At 66.1% G+C, this 24,952-nt stretch carries 27 protein-coding genes; 16 read left to right on the top strand and 11 right to left on the bottom strand.

All coding sequences use genetic code 11. The features are described 5' to 3' along the window. Window positions 1-134: 134 nt before the first annotated feature. The 4 genes from A9179_RS05995 to A9179_RS06010 all read left to right on the top strand — a co-directional run bounded on the left by A9179_RS05995 (window position 135) and on the right by A9179_RS06010 (window position 2,250). Entirely contained in the window at window positions 135-842 is a 708-nt protein-coding gene (locus A9179_RS05995) for a DUF4349 domain-containing protein (RefSeq protein ID WP_187804921.1), read from the top strand. Next, complete coding sequence (locus A9179_RS06000) at window positions 839-1,279, top strand: hypothetical protein (RefSeq protein WP_187804922.1); 441 nt, start codon at window positions 839-841, stop codon at window positions 1,277-1,279. Before A9179_RS05995 ends, A9179_RS06000 begins: the two co-directional genes overlap by 4 nt. A 135-nt stretch (window positions 1,280-1,414) precedes the next feature. Next, a complete protein-coding gene (locus A9179_RS06005; protein WP_187804923.1) occupies window positions 1,415-1,942 on the top strand; it encodes an RBBP9/YdeN family alpha/beta hydrolase in 528 nt (175 codons plus the stop codon). Window positions 1,943-2,028: 86 nt separating this feature from the next. Then, window positions 2,029-2,250 carry a VF530 family protein gene (locus A9179_RS06010; protein WP_187804924.1) on the top strand — a complete coding sequence of 74 codons (222 nt, stop codon included), beginning with the start codon at window positions 2,029-2,031 and terminating at the stop codon, window positions 2,248-2,250. 84 nt (window positions 2,251-2,334) lie between these two features. On the opposite strand, the gene A9179_RS06015 is transcribed toward A9179_RS06010, so the two are convergent. Beyond that, complete coding sequence (locus A9179_RS06015; RefSeq protein ID WP_187804925.1) at window positions 2,335-5,445, bottom strand: transglycosylase domain-containing protein; 3,111 nt, start codon at window positions 5,443-5,445, stop codon at window positions 2,335-2,337. Between the two features lie 182 nt (window positions 5,446-5,627). On the opposite strand from A9179_RS06015, the gene A9179_RS06020 reads away from it, so the two are divergent. Then, window positions 5,628-6,038 carry a VOC family protein gene (locus A9179_RS06020; RefSeq protein ID WP_187804926.1) on the top strand — a complete coding sequence of 137 codons (411 nt, stop codon included), beginning with the start codon at window positions 5,628-5,630 and terminating at the stop codon, window positions 6,036-6,038. An 8-nt stretch (window positions 6,039-6,046) separates the two neighbouring features. Here the strand turns inward: A9179_RS06020 and A9179_RS06025 are convergent, their stop codons facing one another. From A9179_RS06025 to A9179_RS06035, 3 genes are all read right to left on the bottom strand, one after another. Then, entirely contained in the window at window positions 6,047-6,787 is a 741-nt protein-coding gene (locus A9179_RS06025) for a glutathione S-transferase family protein (RefSeq protein ID WP_187804927.1), read from the bottom strand. A gap of 79 nt (window positions 6,788-6,866) precedes the next feature. Continuing rightward, on the bottom strand, window positions 6,867-8,480 hold the full coding sequence (locus A9179_RS06030) for an FMN-binding glutamate synthase family protein (RefSeq protein ID WP_187804928.1): 1,614 nt from the start codon (window positions 8,478-8,480) through the stop codon (window positions 6,867-6,869). 340 nt (window positions 8,481-8,820) lie between these two features. Further along, window positions 8,821-9,111: a hypothetical protein gene (locus tag A9179_RS06035; RefSeq protein ID WP_187804929.1), complete on the bottom strand. Its 291-nt coding sequence runs from the start codon at window positions 9,109-9,111 to the stop codon at window positions 8,821-8,823. A gap of 348 nt (window positions 9,112-9,459) precedes the next feature. Here A9179_RS06035 and A9179_RS06040 point away from each other — a divergent pair, with 348 nt between their 5' ends. Further along, the gene (locus tag A9179_RS06040) at window positions 9,460-9,738 is read left to right on the top strand and encodes a transcriptional repressor (protein WP_187804930.1); all 279 of its coding nucleotides are present in this window, start codon (window positions 9,460-9,462) and stop codon (window positions 9,736-9,738) included. Window positions 9,739-9,910: 172 nt separating this feature from the next. Then, window positions 9,911-10,264 (top strand): PilZ domain-containing protein, encoded by a 354-nt coding sequence (locus A9179_RS06045; protein WP_187804931.1) that lies wholly within the window; start codon window positions 9,911-9,913, stop codon window positions 10,262-10,264. A 36-nt stretch (window positions 10,265-10,300) separates the two neighbouring features. Here A9179_RS06045 and A9179_RS06050 read toward each other — a convergent pair whose 3' ends face one another. Genes A9179_RS06050 through A9179_RS06080 form a run of 7 tightly spaced genes read right to left on the bottom strand, consistent with a single transcriptional unit; the run spans window position 10,301 to window position 16,560 of the window. Beyond that, on the bottom strand, window positions 10,301-12,397 hold the full coding sequence (locus A9179_RS06050; RefSeq protein WP_187804932.1) for a flagellar biosynthesis protein FlhA: 2,097 nt from the start codon (window positions 12,395-12,397) through the stop codon (window positions 10,301-10,303). Then, complete coding sequence (gene flhB, locus A9179_RS06055) at window positions 12,394-13,530, bottom strand: flagellar type III secretion system protein FlhB (protein ID WP_187804933.1); 1,137 nt, start codon at window positions 13,528-13,530, stop codon at window positions 12,394-12,396. The genes A9179_RS06050 and flhB overlap by 4 nt, the downstream gene beginning before the upstream one ends. Next, window positions 13,523-14,320 carry a flagellar biosynthetic protein FliR gene (gene fliR, locus A9179_RS06060; protein ID WP_187804934.1) on the bottom strand — a complete coding sequence of 266 codons (798 nt, stop codon included), beginning with the start codon at window positions 14,318-14,320 and terminating at the stop codon, window positions 13,523-13,525. Before fliR ends, flhB begins: the two co-directional genes overlap by 8 nt. Window positions 14,321-14,324: 4 nt before the next feature. Next, on the bottom strand, window positions 14,325-14,597 hold the full coding sequence (locus tag A9179_RS06065) for a flagellar biosynthetic protein FliQ (protein WP_187804935.1): 273 nt from the start codon (window positions 14,595-14,597) through the stop codon (window positions 14,325-14,327). 9 nt (window positions 14,598-14,606) lie between these two features. Further along, window positions 14,607-15,362 (bottom strand): flagellar type III secretion system pore protein FliP, encoded by a 756-nt coding sequence (fliP, locus tag A9179_RS06070; protein WP_187804936.1) that lies wholly within the window; start codon window positions 15,360-15,362, stop codon window positions 14,607-14,609. Continuing rightward, on the bottom strand, window positions 15,359-15,724 hold the full coding sequence (gene fliN, locus A9179_RS06075; protein ID WP_187804937.1) for a flagellar motor switch protein FliN: 366 nt from the start codon (window positions 15,722-15,724) through the stop codon (window positions 15,359-15,361). Before fliN ends, fliP begins: the two co-directional genes overlap by 4 nt. Then, complete coding sequence (locus A9179_RS06080) at window positions 15,721-16,560, bottom strand: FliM/FliN family flagellar motor C-terminal domain-containing protein (protein WP_187804938.1); 840 nt, start codon at window positions 16,558-16,560, stop codon at window positions 15,721-15,723. The genes fliN and A9179_RS06080 overlap by 4 nt, the downstream gene beginning before the upstream one ends. A 515-nt stretch (window positions 16,561-17,075) precedes the next feature. On the opposite strand from A9179_RS06080, the gene A9179_RS06085 reads away from it, so the two are divergent. The 9 genes from A9179_RS06085 to flgN all read left to right on the top strand — a co-directional run bounded on the left by A9179_RS06085 (window position 17,076) and on the right by flgN (window position 24,746). Beyond that, window positions 17,076-18,428 carry a sigma-54 dependent transcriptional regulator gene (locus A9179_RS06085; protein ID WP_262410670.1) on the top strand — a complete coding sequence of 451 codons (1,353 nt, stop codon included), beginning with the start codon at window positions 17,076-17,078 and terminating at the stop codon, window positions 18,426-18,428. A 19-nt stretch (window positions 18,429-18,447) separates the two neighbouring features. Continuing rightward, on the top strand, window positions 18,448-18,783 hold the full coding sequence (locus A9179_RS06090; protein WP_187804940.1) for a flagellar hook-basal body complex protein FliE: 336 nt from the start codon (window positions 18,448-18,450) through the stop codon (window positions 18,781-18,783). A gap of 19 nt (window positions 18,784-18,802) precedes the next feature. Next, complete coding sequence (fliF, locus tag A9179_RS06095) at window positions 18,803-20,476, top strand: flagellar basal-body MS-ring/collar protein FliF (RefSeq protein WP_187804941.1); 1,674 nt, start codon at window positions 18,803-18,805, stop codon at window positions 20,474-20,476. Beyond that, a complete protein-coding gene (locus A9179_RS06100; RefSeq protein WP_187804942.1) occupies window positions 20,451-21,500 on the top strand; it encodes a FliG C-terminal domain-containing protein in 1,050 nt (349 codons plus the stop codon). The genes fliF and A9179_RS06100 overlap by 26 nt, the downstream gene beginning before the upstream one ends. Before the next feature lie 2 nt (window positions 21,501-21,502). After that, window positions 21,503-22,195 (top strand): flagellar assembly protein FliH, encoded by a 693-nt coding sequence (gene fliH / locus A9179_RS06105; RefSeq protein WP_187804943.1) that lies wholly within the window; start codon window positions 21,503-21,505, stop codon window positions 22,193-22,195. 2 nt (window positions 22,196-22,197) lie between these two features. After that, complete coding sequence (gene fliI / locus A9179_RS06110) at window positions 22,198-23,523, top strand: flagellar protein export ATPase FliI (RefSeq protein ID WP_187804944.1); 1,326 nt, start codon at window positions 22,198-22,200, stop codon at window positions 23,521-23,523. Window position 23,524: 1 nt separating this feature from the next. Continuing rightward, window positions 23,525-23,950 carry a flagellar FliJ family protein gene (locus A9179_RS06115; protein ID WP_187804945.1) on the top strand — a complete coding sequence of 142 codons (426 nt, stop codon included), beginning with the start codon at window positions 23,525-23,527 and terminating at the stop codon, window positions 23,948-23,950. Between the two features lie 80 nt (window positions 23,951-24,030). Continuing rightward, window positions 24,031-24,312 carry a flagellar biosynthesis anti-sigma factor FlgM gene (flgM, locus tag A9179_RS06120; protein WP_187804946.1) on the top strand — a complete coding sequence of 94 codons (282 nt, stop codon included), beginning with the start codon at window positions 24,031-24,033 and terminating at the stop codon, window positions 24,310-24,312. Beyond that, window positions 24,312-24,746, top strand: a complete 435-nt coding sequence (gene flgN / locus A9179_RS06125; protein ID WP_187808517.1) for a flagellar export chaperone FlgN — start codon at window positions 24,312-24,314, stop codon at window positions 24,744-24,746. Before flgM ends, flgN begins: the two co-directional genes overlap by 1 nt. Window positions 24,747-24,952 lie beyond the last annotated feature (206 nt).

Genomic DNA, 24,952 nt, shown 5'->3' on the forward strand with positions numbered 1-24,952 from the left:
TGGGCAGCCTGCGGGCTGCCCTTTTTTATGGGCGCGATTTGCCCGGCGGGACGACGTGCATCACTGCAAAACCTGCAGGCACCCCGTATCATCGCGGGCTGTTCAACCCGGACGAATGCAGAGGATTTTCACGGATGAAGACGTACCTGAAACACTGGGCCGGCCTGGCCCTGCTGGCCACCCTGGTCGTATTGGGCGGCTGTTCCTCCAAAGGCGGCGAAGCCTACGGTGGTGCACCCGCAGCTGAGGCGGCGCTCAGTGCGCCGCTGCAGAGCAAGACGGCCGGCCGCCTGCTGGTCTGGACGGCCGACTTCTCCCTGGAAGTGGCCGATGTGGCCAAGGCCCGCCAGCAGCTGAGCGAGCGCATCATCGGCCTCGGCGGCTATGTCGAGGAAACCAGCGAGTACGGCAGTGACCGCCAGAGCTTCGTCTTCCGTGTGCCCAAGGATCGTTTCGAGGCGGCCCTGAGCAGCGTGGAACAGAGTGGCAAGGTGCTGGCCCGCCACGTCAAGGGCGAGGATGTCACCGAGCAGTACGTCGACGTGGAAACCCGCCTGAACAACAACAAGGGGCTGCGTGACCGCCTGCGGGCGCTGCTGGCCCAGGCCAAGGACGTCAAGGACATCCTGCAGATCGAGAGCGAGCTGAACCGCGTGCAGTCCGAGATCGATTCCATGGAAGCGCGCATGCGCATCCTCAAGGATCAGATCCAGATGTCCACCCTCAAGGTCAGCCTGAGCCAGACCGAACCGCCCAAGCCGGCCACCATCTACGGGCCGCTGGGTTACCTGTACAAGGGTGCGGAATGGTTCGTCACCAAGCTGTTTATCATCCGCGAGTGAAGCGGCGCCTGCTGTGGGCCGGTGGCCTGTTGCTGGTGCCGCTGCTGGCCGGCGGCGGCTGGCTGTGGCTCAAGGCCGAGTACCGCAACGAGGCGGCCATCGAGGTGGCCAGCACTTTTCTCCGCCTGCTGCAGGAAGAGCGTCCGGACGAAGCCTTCGAGCTGGCCCTGGCCCGCGGCGGCCTGCTCAGCCGGGATCGCCAGCAGTTCAGCAAAAGCATGGATTACCAGCTGTGCAGCCGCCGGCCACTGGAGATGGTCTGGACTCATCCGCCACAGTCGCGCGGCAACCGCCTGCGCCGCTGGCTGGCCGGCACCGAGGTGGAGATGCCCAGCTTTACCGTGCATTTCGACGGCGCCTGTCCGATCTCCGTCGAGCTGCGCCGCGATGCCCAGGGGCGTTGGCGGGTATTCAACTTCCAGTCCACCGCCGGCTAGCCCTGGGCCGTTTGGCGGCCTCGCCCGTAGGGTGCGCATGGCGCAGCCTACGGAGAACAGATACTCGGGTTTTGGCTTGAGCGGCCGCGCCCGCTCGGGCATGGTTGACCCAGGTTCAGCACAAGGCAGTCCGTCATGACGACATTTCTGATCATCCCCGGCTATGGCGACTCCGGCCCCGAGCACTGGCAGAGCCTATGGCAGCAGAGCGATCCGCGCATGCAGCGGGTCGCCCAGCGCGACTGGTGGAACCCGGTGTGCAGCGAATGGGTGAGCAACCTGGAACAGGCGGTGGCCGCCAGTGGGCCGGATACCGTGCTGGTGGCCCACAGCCTGGGCTGCGGTCTGGTGGCGCACTGGGCGGCGCAGACCCGCCAACGCATCCGCGCGGCCATGCTGGTGGCACCGCCGGATCCGGAAGGCCCGGCCGCCGAGCTGAATATCGTCGGTTTCGTGCCGGTGCCCGACCTACCGCTGGCCTTTCCCAGCCTGCTGGTGGCCAGCAGCGACGACCCCTACAGCAGCCTGGAGCACGCCCGCGCCGCCGCCACCCGCTGGGGCAGCCGCTGGCACAACCTGGGCGCCTGCGGCCATATCAACGGCGACAGCGGCCTGGGCGACTGGCCCGAGGGCCGGGCGTTGCTGCAGTCGTTGCTGGCGTAAGCCGTCGCCCCGTTGTGCGAAACGGCTGACGCCGTGCCGCGATATTGCTAAGTTGGCGCCCCCGTCTTCGACTGCGCAGAACCACCGTGACCGAACAAGCCAAGAACCCGCTGCATGGCATCACCCTGGAGAAGCTGCTCACCGAGCTGGTTGCCCAGTACGGCTGGGAGGGGCTGGCCAAGCGCGTGGATATCCGCTGCTTCAAGAACGACCCGAGCATCAAGTCGAGCCTGACCTTCCTGCGCAAGACGCCCTGGGCGCGCAGCGAGGTCGAGGCGCTGTACGTGGCGCTGCGCAGCAAGGGCTGAGCCCCGCGCCACCTGGCGCTGTGCGGCCTGGTCAGCCCGGGCCTGCAGCGCTGTCTCCCAACCTTTCTCTATAACTGCCGGGCGCTAGCTGCTGCGCGCCTGCACGGCCGTCAGCGGGGCGCGGCACAGGCTGCTGGTGCCTGGCTCCAGGTAGGGCGTGAGGATCGGCGCCATGCCCTTGAGTACCTGCACCGGCAGCGCCGAGGTGAAGCGGAAGCCTTCCGCCGCCTGGCCGGGGACGAAGGCGGTGAGGGTGCCGAAGTGGTTGGCGCCCAGGTAGAAGACGAAGGTGGCGGTGCGGTTGATCGCCCGTGAGCTGAGCACCTGGCCGCCGCGGGTGGTGCTTTCAATGCGGTTGTCGCCGGTGCCGGTCTTGCCGCCCATGGTCAGCTTGCTGCCGTCGGCCAGCACGAAGGTGCCGGCCAGGCGCCGCGCGGTGCCGGCTTCCACCACTTGCGAGAGGGCTTCGCGCAGCGCCGCGGCGACCTCGCTTGGCAGCACCCGCTCGCCGCCCTGGTTGTCGTGGCTGAGCAGGGTTTCATAGGGGGTCTGCGCGGCGAAGTGCAGCTGGTCGATGCGCACGCTGGCCTGGCGCACGCCGTCGTTCTGGATGATCCCCATCAGCTCGGCCAGCGCCGCCGGGCGGTCGCCGGAGCTGCCGATGGCAGTGGCCAGCGACGGCACCAGGTGGTCGAACGGGTAGCCCAGGCGCTGCCAGCGCTGGTGGATGTCGAGGAAGGCCTCGACTTCCAGCAGGGTGCGGATGCGGCTGTCGCGGGCGCTCTTGTGGCGGGTCTTGAACAGCCAGCCGTAGACCTCCTGACGTTCCTCGGCGCTGGCCGCCACGGCGTCCTTGAAGCTGGCCTGCGGCTGTTCGATCAGGTAGCCCAGCAACCACAGTTCCAGCGGGTGCACGCGGGCGATGTAGCCCTGGTCGGGCAGGCTCCAGGCACCGGGGCCGTAGTCCAGGTAGAGGCTGTGGATCTTCTTGTCGGTGAGTTTCTCCTGCGGCACGTGGGCCTTGAGGAAGGCGGCGAAGGTGGCCTCGTCGACTTCCGGCATCAGGTAGCGGTGCACCGCGGCCAGGCGCACGGCGGTGTGGCGCAGGCCGTCGAGGAAGGTGTCGAGGCGCTCCTGGGCCGTCTTGCCCTGGTACTTGCGCCAGAAGCGCAGGAGGAAGGTGGTGCCCTCGCGGTCGGCGAAGCGCTTGAGGTAGTCGGCGCGTAGCGGATGCTGGTCGTCGCGCAGCAGCTCGGCGCTATTGGTCGCACCGTGGTAGGTGCTGTAGCGCACCAGGTCGCGTAGCAGGCGGATGAAGGGCAGGTTGATCGATTCGCGCAGGGCCTCGCGCAGGGTCGGGATACGGCCGTTGTCCTCGCGCTTGAAGTTGCTGAAAGTGTGCGCGCCGCCGCCGGTGAAGAAGGTTTCGTAGGGGCTGGCCGAGTATTTGCGATCGAGGGCCGCGCCGAGCATGGCGGCGAGCCCGGCCTGCGGGTTGCCGAGCAGGTAGTCGAGGGCCCAGCGGGTCAGGTGATCCTGCTCGGCCACCGTGATGCTGCGCAGCGCCTCGGCGCTCTGCCCGGTGTAACGCTGGTGCAGCTCGGCGATCACCTGCAGGTAAGTGGTGAGCACCCGCAGCTTGGCGGTGGAGCCCAGTTCCAGCTTGCTGCCCTCGTTGATGTCGAAGGGCTGGTCGGTGCTGTCGGTCTGTACCCGCACGCGGGCGCCGTCGGCGGTGCGTTCGAACAGGGTGAAGCTGTAGCGCACGTCGGCGGTTTTCTCCGGCGACAGCAGGCGCTCGCCGTACAGGCCGATCTGCTCGGCGAAGGCCGGGTCGGCCAGTTGGCGCAGGTAGACGCTGACCTGCTGCTGCAACTCGGCATTGAGGGTGCTGCTGGCGCTCAGGTCGAGGCGGTCGAGGTCGTACAGCGGCAGGTTGAGCAGGCTCGACAGGCGCGAGCGGGCCACGCTGATGCCCTTGTTGCTTTCCACTGCCTGCACCGCCGGCTGCTGGGCCAGGTCGCGAAAGTGCAGGCGCTGGGCCAGGGCTGCGTCGCGCAGGCGCCAGTCGATCACGCCGCCGCTGGCCAGCACGCGGATATGGCTGTCGGTCAGGCTTTCCAGTTCCTTGCGCCCCTGGGCCAGGTAATAGGAGGGGCGGCGCTGGGCGATCATCAGGGCCAGCACCTGGCGCAGCGCCAGGCCGCGCTCGGCGCTGCTGGCCAGCGGTGTGCGGGCCGGGTCGAGCAGGCTGTTGACCCGCTGGAAGTCGGCGCCGAACCACACCCGCAGGCCGTCGGCCAGGCCGTGCACCTCGCCGTAGCCGGGGGCGGCGGAGAGCGGCACGCTGTTCAGGTAGTCACGCACGATGCTTTGCCGTGCGGGGAGGGTGTCCGGCCCTTGCTGATAGGCGCGTACGCTGGCGGAAACCATCTGTCGCAGCTTTTCCATGGCCGACAGGGTCAGGCCGTCCGGCGAGTGGCGGTATTTCTCCAGCTGGGTGGCCAGGGTGCTGCCGCCGGCCGACTGCTCCTGCAGGGCGAAATTCTTGCCCACTTGCGACAGCGCCGCCCGGGCGAAGCGCGGCCAGTCCACTGCCGGGTTGGCCTGGGGCGGGTCGGGGTCGAGCAGGTGGCGGTTCTCGATGAACAGCAGGCTGCCGGCGATCAGCGGCGGGATATCGCTGAACTGGTGGTAGAGCTGCTGCGGGCTGCGGAACTGGTACAGCGGCAGGCCGCGGCAGTCCTCGATGTTCAGCCCGGCCTGGGTTTTCTCGCGAAACGGCGGGAAGTAGCCGCGCTGGCTGTAGTCGAGCAGGGCGGGGGAGAAGTTCGCCTGGGCGCTGATCAGGTAATGCCGCTGCTGCAGGCGCTCCAGCAGCAGCGGCAAGTGGGCGTAGCCCAGGCGCTTGTCGAACGGGCCGTCGATGGGGAAACGGATGGTTTCGCTCGGCCCGGGTTGCACGGCGTATGTCAGGCGCGCGGCGTACTGGCTGAACTCGCGGGCCTGCAGCTCTGCGGTACGCAGCTCGCGGGCGATAGCCAGGCCGAGGGCGATCAGGCCGGCCAGCAGGAACAGCCAGAAGGCAAGCTTCAGCTTGCGCCGTGGTGCGGGCTTTTTCGACGAATAAAGCGGCTCAGGAGCGCCCTCGGCGAGCGCGTTCTGCGGTGCATCGGATTGCCATAAAGCGCCCATAGTGAGATGGCCTGGCTACACACGAAGCTTGCTCTTGCTGCAAGCTTAGTCGGCCGTCACGCAGGCTGTTCAGCATCTTGCGGGCAGCCGATGGCGACGAACGGGAACAGCCGGCGACCAGTCTGCTTCACTGGTGCTGGGGCCGCAGCGGCCCGCACCTGACGACACTGGAGGAAAACGAGATGGAAAGGGGTTCCAGTCTGATTCCCTGCGTGCTTTACCGCGACGCCCCGGCCGCCATCGCCTGGCTGTGCCAGGTGTTCGGCCTGCGCGAACATCTACGCGTTTCGGCCGGCAACGGCCTGATCGAGCATGCCCAGCTGCTGCACGAGCACGGCATGCTGATGCTCGGTTCGCTGAAAGATGGCGACTACGGCAAGCAGATGCGCGAGCCGCGCGCGGTGGGCGGCAACACCCAGGGCATCTACCTGGTGTTGGCCGACCCCGATGCCGCCTATGCCCGCGCGCAGCAGGCCGGGGCGGAGATAGTGATTGCCATCAAGGATGAGGAGTATGGCGGTCGCGGTTTCACCTGCCGTGATCTGGAGGGGCACCTGTGGAGCCTGGGCAGTTATGACCCCTGGAGCGAATAGCGCGCCACTCAGAAGCGGCGCGCGCGATCCTTGGCATAGCGGCGCAGCACCCACTGGCCGGCGGGGCGGGCGTTGAGCTGGTCGAGGAAGCGCTGGGTCTCGCCATCGTGCCCGGCAATGCCTTCCCAGGGCGTGCCGGTCGGGGTGAACAGCGGGGCATAGAGCGCCGCGGCGGCGACATCGGCCAGGCTCAGGCGGTCACCGACCAGGTAGCGGCTCGGGTCACCGCCGATGCGCTGCTCGATCAGCTCGAGCCCGGCCAGCAGCTCGTCCCGGGATTTGGCCACCCGCTCCGGCGTCACGCCATAGAGGCGCTGTACGCCGTTGATCAGCAGCGGCTTCATCAGGTCGCGCAGGCCGAACCAGGGGCGGTAGACCTTGAGCATGGCGTGCATCACCGTGCTCCAGTCCTTGATCTGGCCATACAGCCAGCGCCGCACATGCACGCCGAGGCGGTCGAAGTGTTCTTCCAGTTCGAGCACCTGGGCGCGCAGTTCGGCATTCTTCGGCAGCAGCGGCAGGGCCGGGTAGTGTTCTTCCAGATGCAGGGCGATGCGCGTGGAGTCGCCGACCACCTGGGCGCCGTCCTGCAGGATCGGCAGGGTGGCGATGCCGGCCAGGCGCCGGCTGCGCATGCGATGCAGGGCCGGGAAGAGGTTGTCCACCCGGTAATCGAGGCCCTTGTGATCCAGGTGCCAGCGGGTTTTCTCGCAGTAGTGGGAGATCGGGAACTGATACAGGGTGCGCATCAATGGTGGCCTTGTGCCATTCAAGACAGGCCAGTGTAATCAATGATTAGCTGACTACCTAGTCGCTTTGATGGGCATTCTAGAGCGTGGCGGCCTCGAAGCTGTCGGCCTGCGCCATGCGCCACATGCGTGAGTAGAACTCGCCGGAGGGGCTGTCGCCGAGCAGCTCGCCGGGCTTGAGGAACACATGCAGCTGCGAGTACAGCTTGATCTCGCTGGCCGACATGCGCCGCACCAGGTGTTTGGCCTCGATCTGCGACGGGTGGCTGAGGCCGGCGGCGGCGATCATCTCGGCCAGGGCCTTGAGCGTGTTGCGGTGGAAGTTGTGCACCCGCTCAGCCTTGTCCGGCACCACCAGGGCGCGCTGGCGCAGCTTGTCCTGGGTGGCCACGCCGGTCGGGCACTTGTTGGTGTGGCAGCTCTGCGACTGGATGCAGCCGATGGCGAACATGAAGCCGCGTGCGGAGTTGACCCAGTCGGCGCCCAGGGCCATGACGCTGGCGATGTCGAAGGCGCTGACCATCTTGCCGCTGGCGCCGAGGCGGATCTTGTCGCGCAGGTTGAGGCCGACCAGGGTGTTGTGGACGAACAGCAGGCCCTCGCGCAGTGGTACGCCGATATGGTCGGTGAACTCCAGGGGCGCCGCGCCGGTGCCGCCTTCCTTGCCGTCGATGACGATGAAGTCGGGGAGGATGCCGGTCGCCAGCATGGCCTTGGCGATGCCCATGAATTCCCACGGATGGCCCAGGCAGAACTTGAAGCCCACCGGCTTGCCGCCGCTCAATTCACGCAGCTGGCTGATGAACTGGAGCATCTCCAGCGGGGTGGCGAAGGCACTGTGGCGCGCCGGCGAGATGCAGTCCTGGCCCATCGGCACGCCACGGGTCTGGGAGATTTCCGCGGTCACCTTGTGCTTGGGCAGGATGCCGCCATGGCCGGGCTTGGCGCCCTGGCTGAGCTTGATCTCGATCATCTTCACCTGGGCGCTGGTGGCCTGCTCGGCGAAGCGCTGCGGGTCGAAACGGCCCTGCTCGTCGCGACAGCCGAAGTAGCCGCTGCCCAGCTCCCACACCAGGTCGCCGCCATGTTCGCGGTGGTAGGGGCTGATGCTGCCTTCGCCGGTGTCGTGGTAGAAACCGCCGAGGCGGGCGCCCTGGTTCAGCGCGCGGATGGCGTTGGCGCTGAGCGAGCCGAAGCTCATGGCCGAGATGTTGAATACCGAGGCCGAATACGGCTGGCTGCACTGCGGCCCGCCGATGCTGACGCGGAAAGTGGCGGGGTCGCAGTGCTCGGCCGGCAGCATGGAGTGGCCGATGAACTCGAAATCGCTGCGGTAGACGTCGCTCAGGGTGCCGAACGGCTTGTCGGCGCTCTGGTTCTTCGCCCGCGCGTAGACCAGCGAACGCTGTGCCCGCGAGAACGGCAGCTTGTCGCCGTCGGCCTCCAGCAGGTACTGGCGGATTTCCGGGCGGATGGCTTCCACCAGGTAGCGGATATTGCCCAGGATCGGGTAGTTGCGGCGTACCGCCTGGCGGGTCTGCAACAGGTCGTTGATGCCCACCAGGCTGAGCGCGGCAGCGAGCAGGGTCAGCGGCCACAGCCAGCCATGGGCGCCGAGAAAGGGCAGGCTGAGCAGGGTGAACAGCACGCAGAAGGCGAAGAAGGCATAGCGGTTCAGCAGCGACAGGCTCATGCGAAGCTCCAGGGGCAAGGTGCAGCTAGAGCCTAGGTTCTGTACGAAAAGTCGTCGAGCGAAGGTCAGGCAAGGCAAAGATCGGTGAGGAGGCGCAGTTTACGAGCTGTAAATGAGCATGACTCGTTTCACTCGCCCTTCGGGTCGCGCTAAAGCGCGTTAGCTGCAAGCAGCTTGCCGAGCCGGTTTTTAACGCAGCATGGCCGAGCGCAGACACTTTTCGTACAGAACCTAAACCCTGGCACGACGAACTGCTAACACAGGGGCGCGGATATGGCGGGCGGGTGGGCTGCAACAGGCGGCATTCCGTTGCCTGTGGCCGGGAGTCGAGCGGCGGGGCTTACTTGCAGAGCACGATCATGCTGCGGCTGGAGAAACCGGCGGGGTTGAGGCCGAAGGCGAAATCGGCTGGATCGTCCTCGTCGCCCTGGTCTTCACCGGCGCGGGCGATCACCTTGTAGCCCTTGGGGCCACAGGCGCGGATGGCTTTCTCTTCGCATTTCTCCCAGCTTGAGGTGAGCCCGGAGCAATTGATATTGAGGCCCTTGCGGCCCTTCTTCTCGTACGTCTTGGCAGTCGCGGAACAGCCGGCCAGCGCCAGCACAACGATCAGCAGCACAAGCCTTTTCATTTCTTTCCCCAGCTGGCTTGTCTGTTTCCGGCAGGGCTATATGCCTGCCGCCCCCTTAAATCAACGGCTGCGCCGCGGCTCTTTTCTATTCGGTTGCCGCTGACGCCCTGGCAGGCCAGGGAAGCCGATGTGCTTGAGAAATATCACAAAGGCCGGGGGCAGGCGAGACAAAAAAAGTTTCAGATCAACTACAGGTTTTGCCCGTTTCATTCGTCATAAGGAGAAGGACGAAATTTTCACGCGAGAGCCACGATCATGTTCCCAGCCGAAAGGCTGCACAGGTCTGCGCAGGGGCGTTGGACAGGGAAGGCAGCCGCCGTTCGGTGGTGCTCAAGGCAGGGAGAAAGCATGGATACCAATCAGCGTCAGCAGTTGAAGATTCTGTTGCAGGAGGCCGGGTTGAAAGTCAGCCTGGTGCGCCTGAAGGTGCTCGAAGTGCTCCTGCGGGCCGAGCAGGACAGCCGTTCCCTGTCGTCACGGGCCCTGTTCACCGAGCTGCAGCAGGCCAGCGAGCAGATTTCCCTGATGACCGTGCGCCAGGTACTCTGCCGCTTGAACGCCTGTGGCCTGGTCGTGCGTCAGCGCGACGCCGGCTATCGCCTGAGCGCTCCGGCAGTGGCGGCTTGATGACTTTTGAGATCACTTGATCTCGCGCTCGCGTAGCATTGCCGGGGCGGTATGGCGATAGGCCGTGCCGCTCATCCCTGCAGTACCCCGGCGGAACCCGGGGTGTCGTCGAGTCAGCAGCGCGGGCGTGGCCAGGAAGGCAGCGGTTCGCGAGTCAGAAAGCCAAGAATCCATGCGTCAGCACAGCCGAGTCGTATTCCGTCCCGCCAACCGTCTGCAACTGCTCGAGCGCGCCAGTGGCGAACCGCTGGGGTTGATCGCCGACCTGTCGCTGGGCGGCCTGCGGCTGATCGCCGAGGGCGAGCTGGTCAGCGGCGCCTGCCTCCAGGCCAGCATCGAAGTGCCGGTACGCGAAGGCCGCTACCGCCTAGTGGAGGTGGATCTGGTCTGCCAGTGGTCGCGCCGCGCCGGGCGAGCCGGGCGTTACGAACAGGGCTTTGCCCTGGCCGCGCCGGCACCGGCGTTCGTCGAGCTGGTGGCCTCGCTCAAGGCCACCCAGAGCCTGTCGCGCAGCCTCAAGGTGTGAGGCTGGCGTAACCCGGGCTGTGCCTGAAGCCGGGGCTTAGCCCAGGCTGCCGAGAATGTTCACCGCCACCTTTTCCGGAATCTCGTTTTGCGACAGCACGTGCAGGCCGGGGCTGAACACCCGCGCGTAACGGGCCAGCAGCGGACGCAGCTGCGGCATCACGGTGAGGATCGGCGGATGGCCGTCCTTGCGCAGCTTCTCCTTCACCACCGGCATGGCGTTCTGCAACTGGTTGAGCAGGTGCGGCTCCACCGGGATGTTGTCCAGGCTCACCGGGCCGGCCTGCTGGGCGATGGACAGGGCGCTGAGCAGGGTGTTCTCCAGGGCATTGTCGAGGATGAACACGGTCAGCTCGCGGCGCTCGCCGGCAATGCCACTAACGATGCTGCGGCGCAGCGCGTAGCGCACATCGGAGGCCAGCAGCACCGGATCCTTGGTGGTTTCGCTGCCTTCGAGCAGGGTGGTGGCGATGGTCACTATGTCCTTGAGCGGCACTTCTTCCTGCAGCAGCTGGCGATACACGCGGTGCTGCTGGGTGAAGCTCAGCGCCGCCTTGAGGTGGTCGGCCAGCTTCGGCGCCTGCACCGTCAGGCGCTGCATCAGGTGTTCCACATCGTCGTGCTTGAAGATCTCCGGCAGGTGTTCGCGCACCACCTTGTTCAGGTGGGTGGCGATCACGCTGGCGCAGTCGATCACCTGGTAGCCGAGGTTGAGGGCGCGCGCCTTGTCCGGCGGCAGAATCCACACCACCTGCATGCGGTAGGCCGGGTCGGTGCCGAGGATGCCGTCGATCTCGCCGTACAGTTCGGGGCCGGGAATGGCCATCAGGCGGTCGGCGTGCAGCTCGGCACCGTCGATCCGCTCACCGTTGATATGGATGTTGTACTGCGCCGCCTTGAGCCTGAGGCTGTCGCGGATCTGCACTTCCGGGAGGAGGAAGCCGAGGCTTTCCGAGAGGGTCTGGCGTACTCCACGCACCCGCTGCGGCAGGGGCGCGCCGGAGGCCTCGTTGACCAGCCCGACCAGCTTGTAGCCGAGCGAGATGGACAGCCGCTCGACCAGCGGGATGTCTTCCCAGGCCAGGTTCTGCGCGCGCTCCTGATCCATCGCCTTGCTGATCGCTTCGGCCTGCTCGAGGGTCGCCGCTTCGCTCGGCGGCTCGGCCTGGGCCACGCGCCAGGCGATAAAGGCGATCAGCGCGGCAAAGCCGATAAAGGCCAGGTGCGGCATGCCCGGCACCAGGCCGAGCACCAGCACGATGCTGGCCACGGTGTACAGCAGCGTCGGCGAGGCGAGCATCTGCTTGTGCACCAGGCTGGTGATTTCCGCCGATTCGTTGACCCGGGTGACGATGATCGCCGCCGCGGTGGACAGCAGCAGCGCCGGAATCTGCGCCACCAGGCCGTCGCCGATGGTCAGCAGGGCGTACTGGCGGAAGGCTTCGCCGGCCGGCAGGTCGTACATCAGCACGCCGATGGCCAGGCCGCCGAACAGGTTGATCATGAGGATCAGGATGCCGGCGATGGCATCGCCACGGACGAACTTGCTGGCGCCGTCCATGGCCCCGTAGAAGTCGGCTTCCTTGGCCACTTCGGCACGGCGCTGCTTGGCTTCGTCCTGGCTGATCAGGCCGGCGTTGAGGTCGGCGTCGATGGCCATCTGTTTGCCGGGCAGGGCGTCCAGGGTGAAGCGCGCGGTCACCTCGGAGATGCGCTCGCCACCCTTGGTGATGACCATGAAGTTGATGATCATCAGGATCACGAAGACGATCATGCCGACGATGAAGTTGCCGCCGATCACCACTTCGCCGAAGGCCTCGATCACCTTGCCCGCGGCGTCCGTGCCGGTATGGCCGTGGAGCAGCACCACGCGGGTGGAGGCCACGTTCAGGCACAGGCGCAGCAGGGTGGTGACCAGCACCACGGTGGGCAGCAGGGAGAAGTCCAGCGGCCGCCGCGACGACACGCTGACCAGCAGCACCAGGATTGCCAGACCGATGTTGAAGGTGAACAGCACATCCAGCAGCAGCGGCGGCAGCGGCAGGATGATCATCGCCAGCACCGCCAGAACCAGCAGCGGGATGGCAATGCGCCCGCTGCGCAGGGTGAGGGTCAATTGCTGGAGTAGGGTCATGGTTGGGCTCGGCTCAGCAGTTCATCGGGGATTTCAAGGTTGCGTGCCAGCACGGCCGGCTGGCTCCTGCGCCCCTGGCGGAAGGCCTTGAGCTGCAGGATGTAGGTCAGGACATGGGCCACGGCCTTGTACAACTGGGCCGGGATCTGCTGGTTGACCTGGGTGGTGAAGTAGATGGCGCGCGCCAGCGGCGGCACCTCGAGGACTTCCAGGCTGTGGGCCTGGGCCATCTTGCGGATGTACAGGGCGGTCTCGTCGACGCCCCTGGCGATCACGTAGGGGGCCTGGGCCTTCTTCGGGTCGTAGCGCAGCGCCACGGCGAAGTGCACCGGGTTGACGATGACCACGTCGGCCTGCTTGATCACCCGGTTGATCTGCCGCTGCAGCAGCTGGCGCTGTACCTGGCGGATGCGCGCCTTGACCTCCGGGCGGCCCTCCTGGTTCTTGTGCTCTTCCTTGCGTTCCTGCTTGGTCATGCGCAGCTTCTTGCGGAAGAAGAAGTGCTGCAGCGGAATGTCGATCAGGGCGAACAGCACGAACACCAGCAGCAGGGTCTGCAGCAGGTCGTAGGTCAGGGCGAAGGCGCTGCCGATGGCCTCGCTCAGGTTGTCGCGCTGCAGGGCGATCAGCTTGGGCGTGGCCTGCAGGATCTGCAGGCAGGCCACCGTCACCAGCACGCCGATCTTCAGCAGCGACTTACCCAGCTCCACCCAGTTCTGCGTGCCGAACATGCGGCCCAGGCCGGTCAGCGGATTGAGCTTGGAGAACTGCGGGCTGAAATTCTTCGCGGCGAACACCCAGCCGCCCGGCACCAGGCCGAAGATCACCACCAGCAGCGGGGTGATCAGCAGCGGGGCGAGCATCTGGATGAACAGCAGCAGGTTGTGAGTGAGGATCAGGTCGAGGTCGTCGAGGCCGATCTCGCCGCGGTCGAGGTAGGCGAGCCGGAAACTCTGCTGCAGACCCTGGTAGAAGTGCAGGGCGCTGAACTTGAGGACATACAGGGTGACCAGCAGCGAGACGGTGGTGGCGAGATCCTTGGAGCGCGCCGTCTGGCCGTCCTCGCGGCTCTTCTTGAGTTTCTGCTGGGAGGCCTCTTCGGTCTTTTCCTGGGCACTGTGTGCATCAGCCACGGCCACCTCCGCGCAGCATCAGGCCGAGGTTGTCGAGCAGTTCGCGGCTCAGGTGCAGGTAGCTTTCCGGCAGGTGCGGCAGGGTCAGGTGGATGCACAGCAGGCCGGCCAGGATGGCCATGGGAAAACCCAGGGAGAACAGGTTGAGCGCCGGCGAGATTCGGTTGAGCAGGCCGAAGCAGAACTGCACCAGGGTCATGCAGAAGACGACCGGTAGGGTGATCAGCACGGCGGCGGCGAGCACCCAGGACAGTGCGTGGATCAGCGTCTCGAAACCCTCGTAGCGCAGGCCACTGCCCACCGGCCAGTAGACGAAGCTCTGGTACAGCACGCTGACCGCCAGCAGGTGGCCGTCGATGGCGAAGAACAGGAACACCAGCAGCACGAAGTACAGCTGGAACAGGATCGAGGACGACGACACCCCGTTGATCGGGTCGTTGTACACCGCCATGCTCAGGCCGAGCTGGGTCGAGACCACGTCGCCGACCAGGGTGAACACGGTGAACACCAGCTGCAGCGACAGGCCCAGCAGCAGGCCGATGGCGATCTGTTCCAGGGCGGTGAGCAGGCCGTGCAGCGACAGCGGGTCGATCTGCGCCGGCGCCGGCAGGGCGGCGGCCAGGGCCAGGGTCACGGCCAGCGCGAGCAGCAGGCGCACCTGCTTGGGCACGGCCTTGTGGCTGAACAGCGGGGCGAAGCTGAACAGCGCGAGGATGCGGCAGAACGGCCACCAGTAGCCCTGCAGCTGCTGCAGGTAGTGCCCGGCCTGAAAGATCGGTTCCCCGTGCATGGCATCAGCCGACCAGGTGCCCGGCCTGCTTGAAGGTCTCGATGAACAGATCGCTCAGGGTGCGCAGGATCCAGTGCCCGGCGAACACCAGCATGCCCAGGGTGATCAGCAGGCGCGGCAGGAAGCTGAGCATCTGCTCGTTGATCTGGGTGGCGGCCTGGAACACGCTCACCAGCAGGCCGCCGATCAGGCTTGGCACGATCAGCACGCAGACGATCAGGGTGGTGATGTGCACGGCGTTGGAGACGATTTCGACAGCGCTGTCCGGAGTGAGCATGGCGGGTACCTAGAACGGCTGCACGCTGGAGGTGAGGGTGCCCATCATCAGCGCCCAGCCATCGACCAGAACGAAGATCATCAGCTTGAACGGCAGCGAGATCATCATCGGCGACAGCATCATCATGCCCATCGCCATCAGCACACTGGCCACCACCAGGTCGATCACCAGAAACGGAATGAAGATCATGAAGCCGAGCTGGAAGGCGGTTTTCAGCTCGCTGAGGACGAAGGCCGGCAGCAGCAGGCTGAAGTCCAGCTCCTGCAGTTTTTCCGGCACCTTCTCGCCGGCCAGAGCGACCATGGTTTCCAGCGAGGTCTTGCTGGTCTGCGCCAGCATGAAGCGCGACAGGGTGTCCTTGGCCCGGCCCAGGCCCTGTTCCAGGGTGATCTGGTCGGCTTCGAACGGCTGGTAGGCGGTGCTGTACATCTCCTGCCAGACCGGGCGCATCACCAGCATGGTCAGGCACAGGGCGATGCCGATCAGCACGTTGTTCGGCGGGCTCTGCTGCAGGCCGATGGCCTGGCGCAGGATGGCCAGCACGATGATGAAGCGGGTGAAACAGGTCATCATCATCAGCATCGCCGGCAGGAAGCCGAGCAGGGTCATGACGATGAGGATCTGCAGCTTGACGCTGAGCTCCTGGCCGTTCGCCGTGTCGTTCAGGCTGAACAGCGAGACTTCGCCCCCTGCCGCCTGGGCCAGCAGCGGGCACAGGCCCGCCAGCAGCAGGCCCGTGCGGGCAAGGGTGCGTGCGCGGATCATGCGCGCAGGTCGCTCAGGCCGCTGCCGGACAGCTCGACGATGCGCAGGCCGTAGCTGCCATTCATCACCACCACTTCGGCCTTGGCGAACAGGGCGCCGTTGACCTTCACATCGAGCGGCTCGCCGGCCAGCTTGTCGAGCACGATCACGCTGCTGGCATCGACTTCCATCAGCTCCTTGAGGGAGATCTCGGTGGAGGCGACCTCCAGGGTGACGTTGACCGGGATCTTGCCGAAGAAGCTCAGATCCTGCTGCGGCAGGCTGGCGTCCGGCACGGACTCCTCGCTGACGGGGGTGGCCAGGGCCAGGTCGCCGTCGCCGATCAGGGCGTCGAAATCGTTATCGGAAAGGGAGCCGTTCATGGGTTTTTCACGCTCTCAAGGGAGGTTAGAAAGAGGGAGCCGTCGTCTTCGAAAATGCTGCCGCGGAACAGCCGCTGCTGGTTGACCCGCACTTCGCTGCGCTCCAGCAGGCGCACCATGAGGATGTCGCCCAGGCGCAGTTCGAGCACCTGTGCCAGCGGCATCTGCAGGGCGGCCACCACGCACTCCAGGCGCACCGGCAGGTGCTGGATATGGTGGGCCGGATTGCCACTCAGGCTACTGCCGGCCGGGCCGGTCAGGCGGGTGGTCAGCTCGTCGACCAGCTGGTTGTCCAGGTACAGGTAGATCGACGACTGGGTGCCGCTCAGGTGGCTGGTGTAGGTGAACTCGGCCACGTACTCCCAGACCGCCTGATCGAAATCGTTGTCGTGGTTGCTCAGCGGGCCGAAGGTCGAACCGGACAGCAGGCTGCGGGCGAAGATCTGCGTGATGTCCATACCCAGGCGCTGGCGCATGCGCTGCTCGGAGGTGCTGATCGGCGTCTGCTCGTGGCTGGGCAGCCCGGTGCCACCGTAGTAGCACTCCAGGGCTTCGGTCAGCAGCGGCCGGTCGATGGCGAAACCGACTTTGCCGAGGCTGGCCTTATAGATGCACTCGGGAGCACTTTCGCGCTCTTCGTGAACATCCACTTTATGCAGTTCGAGATTGATCCGGTAATTGCGCAGGAAATAGTCGCTGATTGCCCGCGGGTATTTGCTGGCAATTTCCCGAATGAATTGCGGAATCTTGTGATAGTGCCGGCCCAACTTCTGCGGTTTTAACCGGGTCAGACTTTCCGCGGGCACGCGATGATAGACTTTGGAGTGACCAGTCATGGTGCTGAGCCGTAATTCCTGATTTGCCCTGCAGGACATTCAATCGTCGCCGGACGATCTCTGCAGGAGACCCCGACAACACTGATACGCTGCTGCCGCATGGCAGGGGAAGCGCCTGTAGCCCTCGCTGGCCCTGGCTGGGCGCGGCTACTGGCATGGGCGAAGTCTAGGCGCGGAAGGGCTGAAAATTTAAATCAATAAATCTCAAATGGTGTCTTTGAGAACGCCTGCGGCGGCTTGATTTAATTTAAGCAGAAGTAATTTCGTGAATTTCGTCACTTTTGCTAGGTTGCCCTGCGTGTGACGGATTGGGGGCTTTGAAGTTCCCCGGAAGTTGTTCGCACAAGGCACTAAGGCGACCCTGTGTGGAGCCATATTAAATGCCAATGAAGAATTTTTTGCGCAGTAGCAGTTCACATTGCGCAGCCATGCATCCTTGATTGCCGAGTGTCGGCAGCGCGAACAGGTAATTGCCGTTGAAGTCTCTCAGCCAAGCAGTGAGTTATATGTCGCCGATGCCGGAGAACAACTCTGCCATTGTGGTCGGCACGCCGGCGCACGACAGTTATGCCTTGCTGGTGGACGGCCTGCGTCGCCAGGGTTGCCGGGTGCACAGCTGTGCCGCCCTGGCTGAACTGGACGGCCGCCTGCTGGCGGACGCCGGCCTAGTGTTCGTGTTCGCCAGTGGCCTGGCCACCGCCGAGCTGTATGCCCAGGTCGGCACCGTGGTGCGCCAGGCCGGGCAGGTCAGCCTGGTGCCGATCGTCGAGTACGTCGACCAGGAAAAAGCTGCCGCGCTGCTCGAACTGGGCTGTGTCGACTACCTGCTGTCGCCGTTCAGCGAGGCCCAGCTGGCCGCCCTGTTGCACCGTCACGAACAGGCTGCCGCGGCCCAGGAAGGCTTCGTCTCCTGCTCCCAGGCCGGCCGCCGCCTGCTGGCCATGGCCCAGCGCGTGGCGATGACCCGCGCGCCGATTCTGATCACCGGCGAAACCGGTACCGGCAAGGAGCTGATGGCGCGCTACATCCACCGTTTTTCCGCCGAGGGCGATGCGCCCTTTATTGCCGTCAACTGCGCGGCGATTCCCGAGCAGATGCTCGAGTCCATTCTGTTCGGCCACGAGAAGGGCGCCTTCACCGGCGCGGTGACCGCCCAGCCCGGCAAGTTCGAACTGGCCAATGGCGGCACCCTGCTGCTCGACGAGATCGGCGAGTTGCCCTTGGCGCTGCAGGCCAAGCTGCTGCGCGTGCTGCAGGAGCAGCGGGTGGAGCGCCTGGGCGGGCGCAAGGAGATTGCGCTCAATGTGCGCATCATCGCCGCCACCAACCGCGACCTGCAGGACGAGGTGAGTGCCGGGCGTTTCCGCGCCGACCTGATGTTCCGCCTCGACGTGCTGCCGCTGCATATCAGCCCGCTGCGCGAGCGCAAGGAAGATGTGCTGCCGCTGGCGCGGCGCTTCATCTGCCAGTACGCGCCGCAGGAACAGCAGCACGACCTGCTCACCGCCGAAGCCTGCCGTGCGCTGCTCGCTCACGACTGGCCGGGCAACGTGCGCGAGCTGGAAAACACCCTGCAGCGCGCCCTGGTGCTGCGCAACGGTTTGTTCATCCAGCCGCGCGACCTCGGTCTGCAAGGCGTGGCGCTGCCCGCCCAGGAGCCCGAGCGCAGTCCGCTGGCACTGGCCGAAGGCGGCAAGGCGGCGCTGCGGGCCAGCGGCAAGTGGGCCGAGTACCAGCATGTGATCGACACCATTCGCCGCTGCGGCGGGCACAAGACCCGTGCTGCGGAAAGCCTCGGCATGACCACCCGCGCCCTGCGCTATCGCCTCAACGCCATGCGCGAGCAGGGCGTCCAGCTTCCTCTTTAACCTTGCCCGGAGCACAAGCATGACCGCCATCTCGCAGATTCAGCAGGGCCTGCTCGGCCAGCTGGAGCAGTTCAGTCACATCGCCGAAGGCGCGGCGATCAGCCCGGCCCAGCTGCAGGGCAGCCCGGCCGCCGCAACCGGTATCGCGGACAGCTTCGAGCAGGCGCTGCGTGCGGTGGATGCCGACCAGCAGCAGGCCGGGGCAGCCATGGCCGCGGTGGACAGCGGCAAGAGCGAGGATCTGGTCGGCGCGATGATCGACAGCCAGAAGGCCAGCCTGTCCTTCACCGCTCTGCTGCAGGTGCGCAACAAGCTCGCCGGCGCCTTCGACGACATCATGAGAATGCCCCTCTGACGGGCCCGGGTAAGCCAACGTGCTGCAACTGATCAAGAGCAAACTGCCCGCCAGCGGCTTCAAGCTGGATCCGCGCCTGGGCCTGCTAGGCATGGCCGCGCTGGCCGCCGTGATGGCCATCGGCGTGGTCTTCTACCTGTGGCGCGACAACGAGTCGTTCCGTCCGCTGTACGGCGCTGGCGAGGCCTTCCCGGCCGCCGAAGCCATGCAGGTGCTGGATGCCGAAGCGCTGCCCTATCACCTGCACCCGCAGAGCGGGCAGATCCTGGTGCGCGAGGCCGATATGGCGCGTGCGCGCATGCTGCTCGCCGCCAAGGGCGTGAAGGTGGCGGTGCCGGCCGGCTACGAGCTGTTCGACAAGGAGGAGCCGCTGGGTACCAGCCAGTTCGTTCAGGACGTGCGCCTCAAGCGCAGCCTGGAAGGTGAGCTGGCGCGCACCGTGATGGCCCTCAAGGGCATCGAGCAGGCCCGCGTGCACCTGGCCCTGGAGGAGAACAGCTCCTTCGTGGTCAGCCGCCGCGACCCGGCCAAGGCCTCGGTGATGCTGCGCCTCAACCCCGGCTACAAGCTCAAGCCCGAGCAGGTGGCGGCCATCGTCAACCTGGTGGCCGGCAGCGTGCCGCAGCTCAAGCCCGAGGACGTCAGCGTGGTCGACCAGCATGGTGCGCTGCTCTCGCGCGGCATCGGCGCCTGGGGCGGGCCGTCGCAGAACTGGGAAGTGGTTGATGACTACCAGCAGAAGGCGGTGGCCAATATCGAACAGGTGCTGGCGCCGATCCTCGGCAACGGCAACTACCGCATCAGCGTCTCCGCCGATATCGACTTCAGCCAGAAGGAAGAAACCTTCCAGGCCTATGGCGAGGCACCGCGCCTGCGCAGCGAAGTGCTGCGCAACGAGAGCACCCTGGATCAGCTGGCCCTTGGCGTGCCCGGCTCGCTGAGCAATCGCCCGGCCCCGACGCCTGCGCCGGCACCGGCCGATCCGAATGCGCCGCCGACCGCCGAGGGGCTGAAGACCAGCAACCCGGCGGCCACCTCGACGCGCAACGAGACCACCCGCAACAACGATTTCGACCAGAGCGTCACCCACATCAAGTACCCGGCCTTTGCCCTGCGCCAGCAGAGCGTGGCGGTGGTACTGAATGCCGCCAACGCCCCCGAAGGCGGTTGGAACGACAAGGCGCGCGCCGACCTGGAAGCGATGATCAAGAGCGCCGTGGGCTTCAGCGACAAGCGCGGCGATGTGATCACCCTCAGCGTGTTCCCCTTCACCCAGGGCGATCTGCCGTTGGATGAGGCGTTGCCCTGGTGGGAGAAGGACTCGGTGCTCGGCCTGGTCAAGTTCGCCGTACTCGGCCTGATCAGCCTGCTGCTGGTGCTGCTGGTGGTACGCCCGGCGCTGCGCAACCTGACCCAGCGCAGCACCGTCACGGCGCTGCCGGCCGGGGAGCAGGAATACGCCCTGCCCAAGGAGGCCGAGCGGCGCCTGCAGTTCGCCAATGAGGAACTGGGCGGGGTGAACATTCTTGGCGAGCTCAACCCGCTGTCGGAAATCCGTCTGCCGGCGCCGGGCTCCGGTCTGGAACTGCAGGTCGAGCACCTGCAGATGCTGGCGAAAAACGATCCCGAGCGCGTCTCGGAAGTGATCAAGCACTGGATAGGGCGCAATGAAAGAGACCTCAAACCAGCCTAACGACGGGCGCGAGCTGAAACCGCGCGCCCCGGCGCGTGCGGTCGGCTCCATGGAGCAGGCGGCGATCCTCATGCTGAGCATGGGCGACGACATCTCCGCCGGCGTGCTCAAGCATTTCTCCCGCGAGGAAATCATCGGCATCAGCCAGGCCATGGCGCGCCTGTCCAACGTCAAGCAACCGATGGTCTCCGACGTGATCGGCCGCTTCTTCGAGGACTACAAGGAGCAGAGCAGCATCAAGGGCGCCTCGCGTGGCTACCTTGCCGGCATGCTCGGCAAGGCGCTCGGCGGCGAGATCACCCGCAACCTGCTGGACAGCATCTACGGCGAGGAAATCCGCGCCAAGATGGCCAAGCTGGAATGGATCGACCCGCGCCAGTTCGCCGCGCTGATCGCCAAGGAGCACGCGCAGATGCAGGCGGTGTTCCTTGCCTTCCTGCCGCCGGGCATGGCCACTGACGTGCTCGAGTGCATGCCGGTGGAGCGCCAGGACGAGCTGCTCTATCGCATCGCCAACCTCAGTGAAGTGAACAGCGACGTGATCGCCGAGCTGGAGCAGCTGATCGACCGCAGCCTCAGCGTGCTCTCCACCCAGGGCTCACAGGTGCGCGGGGTGAAGCAGGCGGCCGACATCATGAACCGCTTCAAGGGCGACCGGAACCAGATGTTCGAGTTGCTGCGCGCACACAACGAAGACCTGGTGACGCGCATCGAAGACGAGATGTACGACTTCTTCATCCTCTCGCGGCAGAACCCGGATGTGCTGCAGACCCTGCTCGAAGCCATCCCGCTGGAAGAGTGGGTGGTCGCCCTCAAGGGCGCCGAGCCGGCGCTGGTCAAGGCCATCCAGGGCGCGTTGCCCAAGCGCCAGGCGCAGCAGATGGAATCCATCAGCCGGCGTCAGGGCCCGGTGCCGCTGAGCCGCGTCGAGCAGGTGCGCAAGGACATCATGGCGGTGGTACGCGAGATGTCCGCCGAGGGTGAATTGCAGATCCAGCTGTTCCGCGAACAGACGGTGGAATGACGATGACGGTCAAGGTGATCAAGGGTGTCGGGCGCAACTGGCGGCCGTACCGCTTCCCGCCACGCGCCAGCGGCATGCCCGGCGGCGACTGGGGCGGCGATCCGGCGCAGTTGCAGCGAGCAGTGGCCGATGGCTTCCAGGAAGGTCTCGACAAGGGCTACGCCGAAGGCCTGCAGCAGGGCCGCGAGGCCGGCCAGCGCGAGGGCTACGACCAGGGCCGCCAGGAGGGCCAGCGCCGCGGTCGCGACGAGGGTCGCGGCGAAGGCCGCCAGGCCTTCGAGGATGCCGCACGGCCGCTGGAACAGGTGGCCGCGGAGTTCCGCCGTTTCGCCCAGGACTTCGAGCTGGCGCGCCAGGAACAGCTGCTGGAACTGGTGAAGAAGGTCGCCAAGCAGGTCATCCGCTGCGAACTGACCCTGCATCCGACCCAGTTGCTGAGCCTGGCCGAAGAGGCCCTGGCGGCCATGCCGGGCGAGCCGGGCGAGGTGCAGATCCTGCTCAACCCGGAAGAGTGTGCGCGTATCCGCGAGCTGGCGCCGGAACGCGCGGCGGCCTGGAAACTGATCGCCGATGAACGTCTGGGCCTTGGCGAATGCCGGGTGATCACCGCCCAGGCGGAGGCCGACATCGGCTGCCAGCAGCGTCTGGATAGCTGCATGGATGCCCTCGGCGACCACGTGCGGGCCGAGGCCTGACGATGGCCCTGGGCGAAGCCTTCCGCCTCGACGAGGCGCTGCGCACCCTCGATGCGGTGCCGCTGGCCAAGGTCAGCGGGCGCCTGGTGCGGGTTTCCGGGCTGCTCCTGGAAAGCCTCGGCTGCCGGCGCATGACCGGCCAGCGCTGCCTGGTCGAACAGGCCGACGGCAGCCTGCTGGAGGCCCAGGTGGTCGGCTTCAACCGCGACATCACCTACCTCATGCCGTTCAAGAAACCCATGGGCCTGACCGCCGGTTCGCGGGTGTTCCCGGCCGAGGAAGCGACGGCCTTGCGCATCGACGAATCCTGGCTGGGGCGGGTGGTCAACGGCCTCGGCGAGCCGCTCGACGAACTGGGCAAACTCAACGGGCGCGATGTGCTGCCGGCCGAGCTGCCGGCGGTCAACCCGCTCAAGCGCCGCCCGGTCGGCGAGGCGCTAGATGTCGGCGTGCGCGCGATCAATGCCCTGCTCACCGTCGGCAAGGGCCAGCGCGTTGGCCTGTTCGCCGGCAGCGGGGTGGGCAAGAGCGTGCTGCTCGGCATGATCACCCGGCAGACCAAGGCCGACGTGGTGGTGGTCGGCCTGATTGGCGAGCGCGGCCGCGAGGTGCAGGAGTTCATTCTCCATTCCCTCGGCGAAGAAGGGCTGCGCAAGGCCGTGGTGGTGGTGGCGCCGGCCAACGAATCGCCACTGATGCGACTCAAGGCTGCCGAGCTGTGCCACAGCATCGCCGCCTATTTCCGCGACCAGGGCCACGACGTTCTGCTGCTGGTCGATTCGCTGACCCGTTACGCCATGGCCCAGCGCGAGATCGCCCTGGCCCTCGGCGAGCCGCCGGCGACCAAGGGTTACCCGCCGTCGGTGTTCGGCATGCTCCCCGAGCTGGTGGAGAGTGCCGGCAACGGTGCCAGCGAGCGCGGCAGCCTGAGTGCGCTGTACACCGTGCTGGCCGAAGGCGACGACCAGCAGGATCCGATCGTCGACTGCGCCCGTGCCATCCTCGACGGTCACATCGTGCTGTCACGCCGCCTGGCCGATGTCGGCCACTACCCGGCCATCGATATCGCCGCCTCGGTCAGCCGCTGCATGAGCCAGGTCAGCGCCGCGCCGCAGCAGCGCGCGGCCCGCCAGTTCAAGGAGTTCTACAGCCTGTTCGAGAAGATCAAGGAACTGATCCCGCTCGGCGGCTACACCCCCGGCATGGATGCCAAGACCGACCGCGCGGTGCAGCTGGCCCCGGCCCTGGAGCGCTTCCTGCGCCAGGAAGTGGGCGAGGGCAGCGAGCTGGCCACCAGCATTGCCACCTTGCAGGGCATCCTCAAATAACATGAAAGAGCAGATCGAGACGCTGGCGCGCCTGGCCAGCCTGCGTGGCAGCCGGGTGCAGGAGATGCTGGGGCGGGTCAACTACCAGCGCAACCTGTGCCAGCGCTACCGCAACAACATCACCGGCCTGACCCGCCTGTGCGGCTTCTCGCTGCCGGTCAACACCTCGCTGCAGCGCAGCAACCAGCAGCAGTACAAGGTCACCCTGTACAAGATGCTGGAATTGCAGCGCCGCGAACTGGGGGTGGCCGAGCAGATGCTGGCGCGCATCCAGGGCGAGTTGCTGCAGGCGATGCGCAACGAGAAGGTCATCACCCAACTGATCGACAGCAAGATGGGCCAGTGGCAGGAGTTGCTGGCGCGCCAGGAACAGAAGATTCAGGATGGCCTGGCCGCCCAGGCCTGGTGGCGCGCCCAGGTGAGTTGAGCGGGCGTGGAAAAATCGATTTAAGTTTTCTCGCGAACGGGTCGCCTGTTTGCCTGTAACCACCTTTGTTGGACGTCATCATGGAAATCACCCGGCAATTCAAGCCCGCTTTCACCGCTCAGACCGAGAGCGCCAGTACGACCCGCCAGGCGCCGGCCAGTGCGGCGGCGAAGGCCGTCAGCCAGCCGGCCAGCGAGGGCCTGCCCCTGGAGCAGCTGCAGGAGGCCCTGGGCAGCCTGCCGGAAATCGACCTGAGCAAGGTCGAGGCGATCAAGCAGGCCCTGCAGCGCGGCGAGATCAGCGTCGATGTCGGCGCGCTGTCGCGCAGCATGCTGGCCTACCACAACGGCAGCGATGCGTGATCGAGCGGCGTGACCAGCTGCTGGCGGTGGTCGAGCGCGACATCCAGCACGACTGCACCGACTACCTCAGTCTGCGCGGCCTGATGCAGGAGCTGTACAGCCACCTAATGAGTCGCGACTGCCCGCGCATCGACCTGATCAATCACCAGGTCGAGGGGCTGGTCGAGGCCATCCGCCAGCGCGCCGAGCGGCGCAGCAAGGCGCTCGGCGCCTTTCGCCTGGAGATGGACGGCGAGGGCATGCAGTGCCTGCTCGACAGCTACCCGCCGGCGCGGCGCAATGCCCTGCAGCAGAACTGGCAGCAGCTCGGCCAACTGGCCGGCCAGTGCCAGCGCCTGAACGAGCGCAACGGCCAGCTGCTGGCCATGCACCACGACATCCTCAGCCAGCTCCTCGCCGCCCAGTCCGACGGCGGCCTGTACGTCCAGCACTAGCGCGTCCTGCCCGGCGCCGCTATGGCGGTGTCCCTCTATAGGTTTTTCCACCCTTTTCCCGAGTACGCCCTGGCTCTTGTGGCGCGGCCGTTGCCCTGTGCCTGCAGGGTTCGCCGGCGCTTAACAAAGGCGGCGCCAGGGTCGCCTTTATAGATCACCAGTCCGTTGTCCGGCGCAGGCGGAAGCAGGCCTTCCTGCTGTCTGTT

Source organism: Pseudomonas alcaligenes (assembly GCF_014490745.1).
GTDB lineage: Bacteria > Pseudomonadota > Gammaproteobacteria > Pseudomonadales > Pseudomonadaceae > Aquipseudomonas > Aquipseudomonas alcaligenes_C.